Origin of the sequence: Prochlorococcus marinus str. MIT 9211, assembly GCF_000018585.1 — a bacterium.
GTDB classification, from domain to species: Bacteria; Cyanobacteriota; Cyanobacteriia; order PCC-6307; family Cyanobiaceae; genus Prochlorococcus_D; species Prochlorococcus_D marinus_B.
Map to the genome: position 1 here is coordinate 827,550 of NC_009976.1, position 14,121 is coordinate 841,670.

Annotated in this window: 10 protein-coding genes; 3 read left to right on the forward strand and 7 right to left on the reverse strand. The window is 36.0% G+C overall.

The features are described 5' to 3' along the window. Positions 1-6 precede the first annotated feature (6 nt). Genes P9211_RS04550 through dapB form a run of 3 tightly spaced genes read right to left on the reverse strand, consistent with a single transcriptional unit; the run spans position 7 to position 2,683 of the window. Positions 7-1,152, reverse strand: coding sequence for an FAD-dependent monooxygenase (locus P9211_RS04550; RefSeq protein ID WP_012195485.1), 1,146 nt, complete (start codon positions 1,150-1,152; stop codon positions 7-9). 35 nt (positions 1,153-1,187) lie between these two features. Further along, a complete protein-coding gene (locus P9211_RS04555; RefSeq protein WP_012195486.1) occupies positions 1,188-1,832 on the reverse strand; it encodes a hypothetical protein in 645 nt (214 codons plus the stop codon). Further along, entirely contained in the window at positions 1,832-2,683 is an 852-nt protein-coding gene (gene dapB / locus P9211_RS04560) for a 4-hydroxy-tetrahydrodipicolinate reductase (RefSeq protein ID WP_012195487.1), read from the reverse strand. Before dapB ends, P9211_RS04555 begins: the two co-directional genes overlap by 1 nt. 121 nt (positions 2,684-2,804) lie before the next feature. Between dapB and P9211_RS04565 the strand changes: the two genes are divergently transcribed. Further along, entirely contained in the window at positions 2,805-6,824 is a 4,020-nt protein-coding gene (locus P9211_RS04565; protein WP_012195488.1) for a magnesium chelatase subunit H, read from the forward strand. Between the two features lie 9 nt (positions 6,825-6,833). Here P9211_RS04565 and folP read toward each other — a convergent pair whose 3' ends face one another. The 3 genes from folP to P9211_RS04580 are packed head-to-tail and all read right to left on the reverse strand — an operon-like array spanning position 6,834 to position 8,619. Further along, the gene (gene folP / locus P9211_RS04570; protein WP_041391115.1) at positions 6,834-7,616 is read right to left on the reverse strand and encodes a dihydropteroate synthase; all 783 of its coding nucleotides are present in this window, start codon (positions 7,614-7,616) and stop codon (positions 6,834-6,836) included. A 43-nt stretch (positions 7,617-7,659) separates the two neighbouring features. Continuing rightward, positions 7,660-8,391: a triose-phosphate isomerase gene (gene tpiA, locus P9211_RS04575; protein WP_012195490.1), complete on the reverse strand. Its 732-nt coding sequence runs from the start codon at positions 8,389-8,391 to the stop codon at positions 7,660-7,662. 18 nt (positions 8,392-8,409) lie between these two features. Continuing rightward, complete coding sequence (locus P9211_RS04580) at positions 8,410-8,619, reverse strand: RNA-binding S4 domain-containing protein (protein ID WP_012195491.1); 210 nt, start codon at positions 8,617-8,619, stop codon at positions 8,410-8,412. A 39-nt stretch (positions 8,620-8,658) separates the two neighbouring features. On the opposite strand from P9211_RS04580, the gene P9211_RS04585 reads away from it, so the two are divergent. Beyond that, on the forward strand, positions 8,659-10,401 hold the full coding sequence (locus tag P9211_RS04585; protein ID WP_012195492.1) for an ABC transporter ATP-binding protein: 1,743 nt from the start codon (positions 8,659-8,661) through the stop codon (positions 10,399-10,401). 55 nt (positions 10,402-10,456) lie between these two features. Next, on the forward strand, positions 10,457-10,684 hold the full coding sequence (locus P9211_RS04590; protein ID WP_012195493.1) for a DUF6447 family protein: 228 nt from the start codon (positions 10,457-10,459) through the stop codon (positions 10,682-10,684). A gap of 9 nt (positions 10,685-10,693) precedes the next feature. Here P9211_RS04590 and carB read toward each other — a convergent pair whose 3' ends face one another. After that, complete coding sequence (gene carB, locus P9211_RS04595) at positions 10,694-14,002, reverse strand: carbamoyl-phosphate synthase large subunit (protein ID WP_012195494.1); 3,309 nt, start codon at positions 14,000-14,002, stop codon at positions 10,694-10,696. Between the last annotated feature and the right edge of the window lie 119 nt (positions 14,003-14,121).

A 14,121-nucleotide genomic window follows, 5' to 3' on the forward strand; every position in this document is an offset into this window, starting at 1 on the left:
TTAATTCTACTTGAACGGTAGCATTTTAAATATACCATCTGTCATTAAAGCGAGAGCTACTTTCTTTATTATTCTATATCTATTTAAAATAGCAAAAATAATTATTTTTATTGGATAAAGAAGTTTGTAGTTATTTGAGAAAATTACTATCAAAGCATTAGTAATTAGTGAAGTTAAAACAACATCTGGTACTCTGTTCAGATTATAAGAGGTTAGTATGCTGGTATTTGAAATAGGAGAACTTTTAGATTTTTGGATTAACTTATAAAAGTATGCTACATCTCGATAGCATAAGTTAAGTCCCTGCCCTCCTACTGGATGGATAGAGTGAGATGCTTCACCAATAAGTATTTTTCTATTATTAGTAACTGGAAATGATAATAACAAAGATGTTTTAAACTGTTGAGGAATATCAATGAGTATGTCTGGTTCTATTCCTGTAGGTAGACAAGTCGATAATAAGTCCAAGAAATGTTGCCTGTCTAATTCAAGTCTTCTTGAATTTATTTGAGCTGGACCGCTCCAAATAATTTGATAATGATCTCCTCCTAGAGGTAGAATGGCTAGAGGTCCATCCTTAGTAAATATTTCATAAGCTGAACTGGTTCTAGTTCCTCTTAAAATAACCTTAAATGTAATACACGTCTGCTTGTATAGCCTTGACATACTTAGGATATTCCAATTTCTGCGTGATAATGAATTTTGACCGTCTGCTGCTATACACAAATCGTAGCCATCTAACTCTGGTGAAATTTCTTCTTTATTCTTGAACCTGATATTTTCTGAGTTTTGTAATTCAGTAGTTAAGACATTCATTAAATGGCAATGCTCTATAATCCAGCCTATAGAGTTGTCTTTTAAATTATCTACTCTTAAATCGCTAAGCCTGAATATAGCCTTCCTATTGATAACAGTATCTTGCACTATAAGACTACTAAATGATATTAACTTTGGTTTTAACTTTTCCCATAACCCAAGATCTATTAGAAGGTCTTTGGTGGAATGTGTTAAGGCATATGTTCTTGATCTTTTATTAATAGAGGATAACGAATTTAAATCATATAAATCTATATCTAGATTTAATCTAGATAATGCTATTGCCATTAGAATACCTGTTGGCCCTGCTCCTATAATTTTTGACGAATTATACATATTATTTTATATCTGTTTAAATTTATAGTTTATTATTACCTAAATCTATAGTAGCATAATTCTTCGAAGGCTGGCCTTAATAAGTATGGGTAACTTCCAGCCCATAATTTCTCGCGTGGAAACCATGCATCGCTTGTTTTAATTATAGATTCAAACCTACTATTATTGCTAAATATTATCAATCTTACTAGGGAGCCTGTCCTTATTAACTGATGCTTGCTTTCTAAAGGAAATTTAATTTCAGTCAGGTAACCATCTTCATCGCCTATTTCTAAAAAAATCCATGTACGTCTATTCTCAACTAACTCTAATTCACCTTTTTTATTAGCTTGCTCATGTCTATTCTCTATCTTTTCTTTAGTAAAAATATTTATGACTTCACCCTCAAATAATGCTGATACTGGTAAACGCCGTACTTCTGCATTTTTTCTACTGGCTTCTAGAATTGGACCCCAGAGTATATAAAGAAGGCAACTTACTCCTAGTAGCAGCCAGAATGGATAGAATTGACTTGTTACTTGGCTTTGGCTTATCAGTAAGGTTATTACTCCACCAATTGAAGAAACCATTAATCGTTGAAGTATCTTTCTTGGATCTCCAGAAGCAGCATTAAATTGTTTTCCTGTAGCTACAGCAGGAATTAATTTTTCTAATTCTCCCTTTCTAAGTTTTAAGATCATTATAAAAGCCTTTCTAGCCCATAAACTAGGGTGGTTAGTTCTCTTACTTTAGAGGCTACAAGTTTTACACCGGGCATATAGGCTGCTCTATCAACTGTATTGTGACTAAGAACATATGTTTCACCTACTCCACCGAAAATAACTTCCTGTCGGGCGACAATACCTGGTAATCGTATTGAATGAATATTAATGCCACTCTGCCTCAATCCTCCTCTACAGCCTTCAATTAACTCTTCCTCTTTAACATTTGAGGTGTTGAATTTTTTTCCAGTCTCTTCTATGAGCTCAGCAGTTTTTAGACAAGTACCACTAGGAGCATCTTTTTTTTGATTATGATGAGATTCTATTAATTCAATATTTTCGTAAAAGGAGCTGGCAGCCGCTGCAGCTTGTTGAAGTAGCACTATACCTACAGAAAAGTTTGGAATTATGGCTCCACCAATAGAGGCCTTTCTTGCAAAATCGCTTAAATCTATTATCTGATCTTGGGTTAAGCCAGTTGTTCCTATTACTGGATGAATGCCATAAGCTATGGCCGAACGTGTATTCTCATAAACAACTGATGGCTGAGTAAAATCTATTAACACTGGTGCATTTGGAACTGAACTATCTCTATATTTTTGACTGACTGCACATAAGCTTCCCTCAAGGTCAGAAGTTACTGTCACACCTAAATTACCAATACCTAGAACGTCTCCAACATCAAGATCCTCATGACTGGGAGAAGTGTCTATGGCTGCCTCTAATTGAAACTTAGTTGATTGTTGAATGGTTTTAACAACCTCGGAACCCATTTTCCCCAGTGCTCCAGAGACAAGAACCGGTATTTGGTTCGTAGCAGATGAAGTCATTACAAAAAGCTTTTAATGAATCATATGGATTGTTTAGATTAGTTGTAACAGCACATAAGTAAAAACCACAGTATCGCCCCTTATAAAAGTAGGCTGTCCCAAGCACATTGTCGAAAGAGCGATGTTTACTCAGGTTCGTTCAGCAAATAGAAGAGTAGTGCCAAATGATGGTAATAATCACAGTTATATCGTTAAAACTGTCTATGTAGTTCTAGAACCGCAGTACCAAAATGCTCTTACAGAAGCAGCTAAATCAATAAACTCTATGAATGGTGTAGTAGGTATTGAGTTAAGTGGGTATTTAATTGAAGAATTAAGAAATGATCAAAATTATAAAGATTTTAAATCTGACATTTCAAATGCAGACATATTTATTGGATCTTTAATATTTATCGAGGATTTAGCAGGAAAGGTCGTAGAGGCAGTAGCTCCTTATAAGGAAAACCTTAAAGCGTCAGTCGTCTTCCCTTCTATGCCTGAAGTGATGAGATTAAATAAGCTAGGGTCTTTTTCTATGGCACAACTAGGTCAAAGCAAAAGTATAATTGGGGATTTTATGAAGAAGAAGAAAGAGTCTGGAGGAGCTGGATTTCAAGACTCAATGTTAAAACTATTGAACACTTTGCCATCTATTCTTAAGTACCTACCAATTGATAAGGCACAAGATGCTAGAAATTTCATTTTAAGCTTTCAATATTGGCTAGGAGGTACTCCTGACAATCTAAAGAACTTTATGTTAATGCTTGCTAATAAATATGTAATTAATATAGATGAGTCCACCGACAATGTACAACTAGAAGTAGATGAACCAGAAGTATTTCCCGATTTAGGTATTTGGCATCCGATGGCTCCTAGGATGTTTGAAGACATTAAGGAATATCAGAATTGGACAACAAGTAGAAAGGATCTTTCTATTAAATCAAGAGAAGGTCCTGTTATAGGTTTAGTGCTACAAAGAAGCCACATAGTTACTGGTGATGAAGCCCACTATGTAGCAATTATTCAAGAGCTTGAATTTAGAGGAGCAACGGTAATACCAATTTTTTGTGGTGGACTTGATTTCTCAAGGCCTGTTGAAACATTCTTTTTTGATCCACTCAATAAAAATAAGCCTTTAGTAGATGGTGTTGTTTCTTTGACTGGATTTGCATTAGTAGGAGGTCCAGCACGACAGGATCATCCCAAGGCCATTGAAGCACTTAAGAAATTAAATCGCCCTTATATGGTCGCATTACCTCTCGTTTTCCAAACTACTCAAGAATGGGAAGGAAGTGATTTAGGCCTTCATCCAGTACAAGTTGCACTACAAATAGCAATTCCGGAACTTGACGGTGCAATTGAACCAATCGTTTTATCGGGAAGAGATGACGCTACAGGCAAAGCTCATACACTTCAAGACCGAGTTGATGCTATTGCAGAGAGGGCTATTCGTTGGTCATCCCTCAGAATCAAAGAAAGGAAAGATAAAAAACTTGCAATCACTGTATTTAGTTTTCCACCAGATAAAGGAAATGTCGGTACCGCAGCATATTTAGATGTTTTTGGGTCAATTTATAGAGTTTTAGAAGAGATGAAGTTAAAAGGCTATCAAGTTAATGATTTACCAAGAAGTCCTAAGGCTTTAATGGAAAGGCTAATAAATGATCCTGAAGCAATAGAAGGTTCTCCAGAATTATCTATAGCGCACAAAATGACTGTAGATGAATATGAAAGGTTAACTCCATATGCTGATCGCTTAGAAGAAAATTGGGGTAAACCCCCGGGAAATTTGAATAGTGATGGGCAAAATCTTTTAATTTATGGTCACCATTTTGGCAATGTATTTGTTGGAGTTCAACCAACTTTTGGTTACGAAGGTGATCCTATGAGGCTTTTATATTCTAAAAGTGCTAGTCCTCATCATGGATTTGCAGCTTATTATACATATCTAGAAAAAGTCTGGAAAGCTGATGCCGTACTTCATTTTGGCACTCATGGATCCCTAGAATTTATGCCAGGTAAGCAGATGGGAATGAGTGAATCCTGCTATCCAGATTCTTTAATAGGAGGATTGCCTAATCTTTATTACTATGCAGCTAATAATCCATCAGAGGCGACAATAGCAAAGAGAAGAGGATATGCATCAACTATCAGTTATTTAACACCTCCAGCTGAAAATGCTGGCTTATATAAAGGTCTTAAGGAATTAAGTGAATTAGTTGGTTCATACCAACAACTTAGAGAAAGTTCTCGAGGTATACAAATAGTGAATGCAATTGTAGAAACTTCTAGACAATGCAACCTTGATAAAGATGTAGATCTTCCTCAAGTAGATGCATCAGAGTTAGATCAAGAAAAAAGAGATTTAATTGTCGGATCTATATATCGGCAATTAATGGAAATAGAAAGTCGATTACTACCATGTGGTTTACATACAATTGGCAAGCCACCTACAGCTGAGGAAGCTATAGCTAGTTTAGTTAGTATTGCAGCTCTTGAAAGAGAACAAGAGCAAATAAGATCATTGCCTGGTTTATTGGCAGAATCTGTTAATAGAAATATTGAAGAAATCTACAAAGGTAATAATGACGGAGTTTTAGCTGATGTTGAATTAAATAATAAAATAACTGAAACAAGTAGAATTGCTGTTAGATCCTTAGTCCTTTCTTTAACTGGTAAAGGAGGAAGAGTAACTTTAGAAAAAAGTCTTATAACAAGACTCTTAGAGTTCTTGAGTAATCTAGGATTTAGTATATCGAATCCATGGACAAGAAAATGCCGGCAGAATGGTTTTAGAAAAATCGATTCTAAAGAACTTGATAACCTTTTTGAATATCTTCGTTTTTGCTTAGAACAAATTTGTGCAGACAAGGAAATGGAAAGTCTCTTAAAGGCTCTAGATGGAGACTATGTCCTACCAGGTCCAGGAGGAGATCCAATTAGGAATCCTTCAGTATTACCTAGCGGCAAGAATATTCATGCATTGGATCCGCAATCTATCCCAACTACAGCAGCGGTTGCTGCCGCTAAAGGTGTAGTAGACAAGCTTATTGAGAAACAGAAATCCGATGAGGGATCATGGCCAGAAACTATAGCTTGTGTTTTATGGGGAACAGATAATATTAAAACCTATGGTGAGTCACTTGCTCAGATACTTTGGTTTGTAGGGGTAAAACCTAAGCCAGATTCTGTAGGTAGAGTTAATAAACTTGAATTAATACCCTTAGAGGAATTAGGTAGGCCAAGAATAGATGTAGTTGTTAATTGTTCTGGTGTATTTAGAGACTTATTTATAAACCAAATGGCATTAATTGACCAAGCTGTGAAAATGGCCGCAGAGGCTGACGAACCATTAGATAATAATTTTGTCAGGAAACATTCTCTTGAGCAAGCAGAAAGGGAGGGAATCGAGTTAAGAGATGCTGCCTGTAGAGTTTTTTCCAATGCTAGTGGAAGTTATAGCTCAAATGTAAATTTAGCGGTTGAGAATTCTACCTGGGAAGAAGAGAATGAATTGCAAGAGATGTACCTATCTAGGAAAACATACGCTTTTAATGCAGATAATCCAGGAGAAATGAATCAGAATAGAAATGTATTTGAATCAGTCATGAAAACAGCAGACGTAACCTTTCAGAACCTTGATTCATCAGAGATTTCATTAACAGATGTTAGTCACTATTTTGACTCAGACCCTACAAACCTAATAAAAAGTCTAAGAGATGATGGTAAAACGCCCAATAGTTTTATAGCCGACACTACTACAGCTAATGCACAAGTAAGATCTTTAAGTGAAACTATTAGGCTCGACTCAAGAACGAAACTATTGAATCCAAAATGGTACGAAGGAATGCTAAATTCTGGATATGAAGGAGTTAGAGAAGTATCAAATAGACTTAATTACACACTTGGATGGAGTGCAACAAGCGGTCAAGTCGATAACTTTGTATACGAGGAGTCCAATGAGACCTTTATAAATGATCCCGAAATGAGGAAAAGGTTAATGGATCTTAATCCGCATAGTTTTAGAAGAATAGTTGGCACACTTCTAGAGGTAAATGGAAGGGGATATTGGGATACATCCGAAGAAAACATAGAACAACTTAAGGAGTTATATCAAGAGGTTGAAGATAAAATAGAAGGTGTTAATACTGAAAATACCTAATAATATTAATTACTTCCATAATTCATTGGCTAGGCGAATAGTTTGAATAGTTTCTTTGACATCATGAACTCTGACCATATCCACATTTGACGCAACACATTTACAAACAACTGAAATATTACCTGCATTTCTTTTTAATGGGTTTTTCTCATTAATAATCTCCCCAATAAACCTTTTCCTGGAAGCTCCTATTATTAAAGGAAAATTTCCGCCAGAAAATTTATCAATGTTAGTTAATATCTGAATATTATGTTCTCTGTTTTTAGAAAACCCAATCCCAGGGTCCCAGATAATATTTTTTTCACGAATGCCCTTCGAGATTGCATTATCAGTTAATTCGATTAAACTCTGATAAACATCCTCTACTACATTGTTATATTCTGCCTGAGAGTGTATGGTTTTATTGTTAGACTTGCTATGTGTTAAAACGTAAGGAAAATTTCCACTAGATAATACATCAACCATTCTTTTATCATATTTAGAACCAGTAACATCATTTATCCAGTCTGCCCCTTCTTCTAAAGCCTTCTCAGCTACACTTGAATGAAATGTATCTACAGATATAATTGAATTAGGTAACTTTGAACGTATAGATTTTAGTATAGGTAATAGTCTTTTTAATTCTTCATCTGGGCTAATAATATTTGCACCTGGACGAGTACTTTGGGCCCCTAAGTCAATTACGTCTGCGCCATCTTTAATTGACATTAGAGCTCTTTTCAAAGCTTCTTCCTCTATTAAATATTTACCTCCATCACTAAATGAGTCAGGGGTAATATTTATAATTGCCATCACTGCGGTTCTTTGACCCCACCCGGACGGCCAGATCGTATTGTTATTCAACTTTGTAATTGGAGATCCTTGCGAAACTTTCAGGATCGAGGGAAGCTCCTCCAACGAGAACTCCATCTATATCACTCATAGCCATAATCTCGTCTATGTTTCCAGGTTTAACTGAGCCACCATATTGAATTAATATTTCCGGGCAATTGGCCCATTGTCTTATCAACCCACAAATTCTGTTTGCCTCATTTGCTTCACATGTTTTACCTGTACCAATTGCCCAAATTGGCTCATAAGCAACAATGAGCTTCTTCTTATCTGTTTCCTCAAGACCCTGCTCTACCTGTCTTCTTATAACCCTTTCAGCCTCTCCTCTCTCTCTCTGTTCAATAGTCTCACCAACACAAACTATTGGTATTAAGCCATTTGCTTGAGCTGATTTAGCTCTTAGATTTATTTGTTTATCACTCTCACTGAAATATTTTCGTGGTTCACTGTGGCCAACTATTGCATATGACACGGAATGCTCTAAGAGCATTTTGGGAGATATTTCTGCTGTGAAGGCTCCATTGTCCTCCCAGTGAACGTTTTGACTGGATAAAGATACATTGGATCCTTTTAATATTTCAGACAATGTTGATATAGCTGTAAATGGAGGTGCAAGAACTAATTCTCGGCCTTTAGGAACGTTCTTAATCAAAGGAAGGTAGGCAGATATAAAATCTCTTGCCTGAGCACATGTCATGTGCATTTTCCAGTTGCCTGCGATTACCGTTTTGCTCACGCACCTAACCTGCTGATCTCAATTACCCAACTTACGGCCTGAAGGATCTTCATCCGAAAAGATCTCCTGAATATTGCCAAAAGATACTAAATCACCATGTATAAGTCTCCTACCTCGTCTGGTCTCTATTTGACCATTAACACTTACGGACCCTGTGCTAATAAGGTGTTTAGCTTGTCCACCACTATTGGTTAGACATTTCCATTTAAGAAATTGATATAGTTTCATTTGCAGTACCTTACATCTCCTAATTGTTTATTGGATTGAATGATCTCTAAATCTGCTAATAGCTTCCTAAGGTTTCTCCCCAGTTTAATTCCACATTCTAAGGAATTGATTTGGGGCGGAATCTCAATGCTTATATATGTTATCTGCTGGCCTGTTCTTGCATGGCTTGCAGGGAAATTAATACCAGCGATTGGAATTGGAGATTTGGAATTAGTAATACAGATAATTATTCAAGCTTTAGTAGTCTTTTTAGTCCAAAAAATAGCTCAATTTAGCCAGGATATACTTTTAGCTGGCCCATCACTAAAAATCAGTCAGGAGCTTCGTCAAGATCTATTTGCCAAGCTCCAAAGGATAGAAGTTCAATCCCTTGAAAAGTTATCTTCAGGTGATATTGCTTATAGGCTTACAGAGGATGCAGATAGAGTTGGAGAAGTAATTTATAAAACAATTCAAGACACAACACCTTGTATATTTCAACTTGTCGCAGTATTTGGATATATGCTTTATTTAGATTACAAATTAGCTTTAGCTACTTTAATTTTAGCTCCTGTCATATCACTACTAGTAGGTAATTTTGGAGAGAGAGTACTTCTAGCCTCAGAAAAAAGCCAAAAACAAGTAAGTACTCTTGCTGGATTATTGGGAGAAGGTATACAGAGTCTTCCTCTAATAAGAGCCTTTGGCGTAGAGGAATGGTTTCAATCTAAATTTAATGTACAGGTTCAACAACATAGAAGAGCAAGATACAAATCACTTAAGTTATTAGCTCTACAACATCCAGTAGTTGGCTTTATTGAGGCACTTGGCATCTTATTGATATTAGCTATTGGAGCCTTCAGAATTCAGAATGGAGGTATTGATTCAGAAGGGTTTAGCAGTTTCTTTGCAGCATTACTTATGTTAATTGATCCTATAAGTCATTTAACTACGAATTTCAATGAGCTTCAACAAGGCCAAGCATCATTAAAGCGTTTATTAGAAATTGAAACAGAACCAATGGACATTGATAATCGTCACATTGGATCAACCCTTATCTCTTCTCAATCAGATATTATATTTGATAATGTATGTTTTTCTTATAGTAATGGTCCACAAGTTATTAATAATATAAAGTTAAATATAAAGACTGGTAGTATTGTAGCCCTTGTTGGACCCTCTGGATCAGGTAAAAGTACTATATTCTCATTATTACTAAGATTTATTAGACCTAAACATGGCACGATAACTATTAATAATATAGATCTTCAAGGGATAAAAATAAATGATATCAGAAAAAAAATTTCTATAGTTCCTCAAAGAGTAAACATTTTATCTGGAACAATCTCTGAAGCTATTAATTTTGGTAGATCATTTAAAGAGGAAGAGATTATCAATGCAGCAAAATTAGCCAATGCCCATAAATTTATATCAGAAATGAGTAGCTCATACAACACATTTATAGAAGAAAGAGGAACAAATTTATCAGGGGGCCAGCTACAAAGAATCTCTATAGCAAGAGCTATTCTAGGTAATCCTTCTATTCTATTATTAGATGAAGCTACTAGCGCACTTGATGCAGACTCAGAAATAGCAGTTCAAACAGGTTTGTCCCAAGCCATGAAAGGTAGGACTGTATTTATAATTGCGCATAGATTATCTACCGTCCAAGAAGCAGATCAAATTGTCTATATTGAAAATGGCAGTATTGTCCAAGTCGGGAGTCATGATGAATTAATGAGTAAGAAAGGAAAGTATAGAGACTTATGTGAAAAGCAATTTATAAGAGATTTAGCAGATTGATAATGTAATTAGCAATATGGGATAGCATATATACTCATAAATATATCTACTCATCATGAAGGATCCAACTGTCAATGATCAAGAGCCAGTACTTACATTTGAAGGAAAGAGATACGACATCAAATCATTACCAGATAATATTAAAGAATTAATTAAGGGTATGCAAATAGCAGATAATCAACTGAGATTTCATGAAGACACTCTCAAAGTAATTGCTTATGGTAGGCAATCAATGGCAAAAGAACTAAATGACAAATTAAAATCAGTTACTCCCATAAATTGATGGTAATAATTAATGATGAATGTCTTGTAATGCATTAATTGTTATTTTGTGATTTTGCAATGCTGTTATAGCTTCGACAGCTGCCTTCGCTCCTGCAACAGTAGTTAATGTAGGCACTGAATAATCAAGAGCTGCTCTTCTTAAATACTTATCATCGTGGGCTGCTTGCCTTCCTATAGGAGTATTTATTATTAATTGAATTTGTGCAGATCTTATTAGGTCTTCTATATTTGGTCGTCCCTCATGAACTTTTAGAATAGGTTCTACCAATACTCCAGCGTCCATAAGATATTTTGAAGTGCCGAGAGTTGCAGTCAGGGTAAAACCTAAGTCAATCAATGATCTTGCAATAGGAACGAGGGAAGGTTTATCTCTGTCATGAGTGGATAAAAACACTACCCCACTCGTGGGCAAAGCTTCTCCCGCTGCAAGCTCTGACTTGGCGTATGCCATACCGAAATCAGTAGCCGAGCCCATTACCTCACCTGTAGATCTCATTTCTGGTCCTAGAACACTGTCTGATCCTGGAAAGCGCTTAAAGGGCATGACTGCCTCTTTTATTGTTTGAAGAGGCGGTATTGGTTCTTTAGTCACTCCAAGTTGATTTAATGTTTTGCCTCCAATTAGACTTGTAGCTATACGTGCCAATGGCAAGCCTGTAGCCTTAGAGACGAATGGAACAGTCCTAGATGCTCTTGGATTTGCTTCAATTATAAAAACTTGCTCTATACCTTCAGTATCTATCTGTACAGCAAATTGTAGGTTTATTAAACCTTCAACATTTAGTGCTTTAGATAGGGACTCGGTCCATTTTCTTATAGTTAGCTGTGAATCTTTTGATAACGATATAGATGGCAAGCAGCAGGCAGAATCTCCAGAGTGAATACCTGCTGGTTCTATATGTTCCATCAAACCGCCAATAACAACATTACCTGTACGATCACAAAGAGCATCAACATCAACTTCAATTGCATTCTGTAGATATTGATCTATCAATACAGGATGATCTGGCTCAACCTTTACAGCCTCATTCATATATCTAACTAATTCCTCATCTTCATAGACAATTTCCATTGCTCGACCCCCTAGTACATAAGATGGACGAACTACTATTGGATATTTAATATCTTGTGCTATAGCTATAGCTTCACTAATAGATCTTGCTATACCATTTCGAGGTTGTTTAATCTTTAGGTCATTTAAAATTTTATCAAATTGCTCACGATCTTCCGCCTTATCTATAGATATAGGAGATGTTCCTAATATTTTTGTTTGGGTTTTGATTCCATCACTAGAATTAAGCCAGTTCATGATTGGTATTGATAACTTTAGTGGTGTCTGACCTCCAAATTGAACGATTACTCCATTAGGTTGCTCATATTCAATAATATTTAAAATATCCTCTAGAGTTAATGGTTCAAAATAAAGAATATCGCTAGTATCATAGTCTGTGGAAACAGTTTCAGGATTACTATTAACCATTATAGTTGTGTAACCATCTACCTGAAATTGATATGATGAGTGACAGCAGCAATAATCAAATTCTATCCCTTGCCCTATTCTATTTGGCCCTCCACCTAAAATAAGAACTTTATTAGTATAGCTTGCCTCAATTTCTCTATCTAGCTCAATCTTATTAATTGTTCCGTCTAAATCTATTTTTTTAACTTGTCTTTCATAAGTTGAATAATGGTAGGGAGTGGAGGAGCTAAATTCAGCTGCACAGGTATCCACTGTTTTAAATTTTGGCAATATATTAAACCGTTTTCTTAGACTCCGGATTTGCAATTCATTCACTCTAAGAGCCCATGCTATTTGTCTATCAGAAAATCCTAGTTGTTTGAGCAAAAATAATTCCTCTTCATTAACATCCTCTATGTTCTTATCTGTTAGAATTGACTGTTCAGCTATAATAATGTTTCGTAGTTTAGATAAAAACCAGGGGTCAATATTAGAAATTCTGTATATATTTTCATCAGACCTACCTTCCAACATTGCAGTTCTAACTGCCATTATTCTTTCTGGTGAAGGTGTCCTCAATAATTTATCTAAATCAACTGACTTAATTAATTGATCAGTACCATCACATCCCCATCCTGATAGACCTACTTCTAGGGACCTTAATGCTTTCTGAAATGATTCTTCAAAAGATCTGCCTATTGCCATAGCTTCTCCTACAGACTTCATTGATGTGTTCAGAACTGCAGGACTTCCACCGAATTTCTCAAATGCAAATCGTGGAATTTTTGTGACTACATAATCAATTGTTGGCTCAAAGCAAGCTGGTGTTTTACCTGTGATGTCGTTAACAATTTCATCGAGTCTGTAACCAACTGCTAACAATGCTGCGATCTTTGCTATTGGGAAACCAGTAGCTTTACTTGCCAAAGCTGATGAACGACTAACCCTAGGGTTCATTTCAATAACTATTACTTCACCATCAATAGGATTCACTGCAAATTGAATATTGCTCCCTCCAGTTTCTACTCCAATTTCTCTAATTATTTTTATTGAATAATCCCTTAGTCTTTGATATTCACGGTCAGTTAATGTTTGCGCTGGTGCTACTGTTATAGAATCACCAGTGTGAATACCCATAGGATCGAGATTTTCAATACTGCAAACAATAACTACATTGTCTGAAATATCTCTCATTACTTCCAATTCAAACTCCTTCCATCCCAATAAAGACTTTTCAATAAGTATTTGAGAAACTGGACTAGCTTCCAATCCTTGCTTGCAAATAGATATAAATTCTTCTTTGTTATATGCAATGCCTCCGCCACTTCCACCAAGGGTAAAGGCAGGTCGGATAATTCTTGGGAAAGTCGATATTGTATTTCCTACAGAAAGAGACTCCTCAATATTGGATGCAATACCAGATGGACATACATTTACTCCAATATTCTTCATAGAGTCTTTAAATAATTGGCGATCTTCTGCCCTTTTTATTGAGGCTAGATCTGCTCCGATAAGTTCTACGCCAAATTTTTTAAGAATTCCTTTCTCAGCAAGTTCTACAGATATGTTTAAAGCCGTTTGACCTCCCATTGTCGGAAGGAGTGCCTGAGGCCTTTCCACCTCAATAACCTTTTCGATGACATCTGATGTTATTGGTTCTATATAGGTCCTATAGGCAATTTCAGGATCTGTCATTATTGAAGCCGGATTAGAATTAACTAATACGACTTCATATCCTTCCTCTTTTAAGGCTTTACAGGCTTGGGTTCCTGAATAATCGAATTCACAGGCCTGGCCTATCACAATTGGTCCAGAACCTAGGATGAGAATGCGACGTATATCTTTACGCCGTGGCATTGGATTTAATAATTTGCTCTAAATCGGTTAGCTTCACAAAGTACTGATTCAAATCACCCAATGACGAAGCTAGTAACAAATAAATACTAGCTAAGTTGCATAAATTGGAAACCAGAAAC

What these genes read in the sequence shown, in the direction of transcription:
- P9211_RS04550 (WP_012195485.1), bottom strand. Translation starts at nt 1,152, where the DNA reads ATGTATAATTCGTCAAAAATTATAGGAGCAGGGCCAACAGGTATTCTA.
- P9211_RS04555 (WP_012195486.1), bottom strand. Translation starts at nt 1,832, where the DNA reads ATGATCTTAAAACTTAGAAAGGGAGAATTAGAAAAATTAATTCCTGCT.
- dapB (WP_012195487.1), bottom strand. Translation starts at nt 2,683, where the DNA reads ATGACTTCATCTGCTACGAACCAAATACCGGTTCTTGTCTCTGGAGCA.
- P9211_RS04565 (WP_012195488.1), top strand. Translation starts at nt 2,805, where the DNA reads ATGTTTACTCAGGTTCGTTCAGCAAATAGAAGAGTAGTGCCAAATGAT.
- folP (WP_041391115.1), bottom strand. Translation starts at nt 7,616, where the DNA reads ATGGCAATTATAAATATTACCCCTGACTCATTTAGTGATGGAGGTAAA.
- P9211_RS04580 (WP_012195491.1), bottom strand. Translation starts at nt 8,619, where the DNA reads ATGAAACTATATCAATTTCTTAAATGGAAATGTCTAACCAATAGTGGT.
- P9211_RS04585 (WP_012195492.1), top strand. Translation starts at nt 8,659, where the DNA reads ATGATCTCTAAATCTGCTAATAGCTTCCTAAGGTTTCTCCCCAGTTTA.
- P9211_RS04590 (WP_012195493.1), top strand. Translation starts at nt 10,457, where the DNA reads ATGAAGGATCCAACTGTCAATGATCAAGAGCCAGTACTTACATTTGAA.
- carB (WP_012195494.1), bottom strand. Translation starts at nt 14,002, where the DNA reads ATGCCACGGCGTAAAGATATACGTCGCATTCTCATCCTAGGTTCTGGA.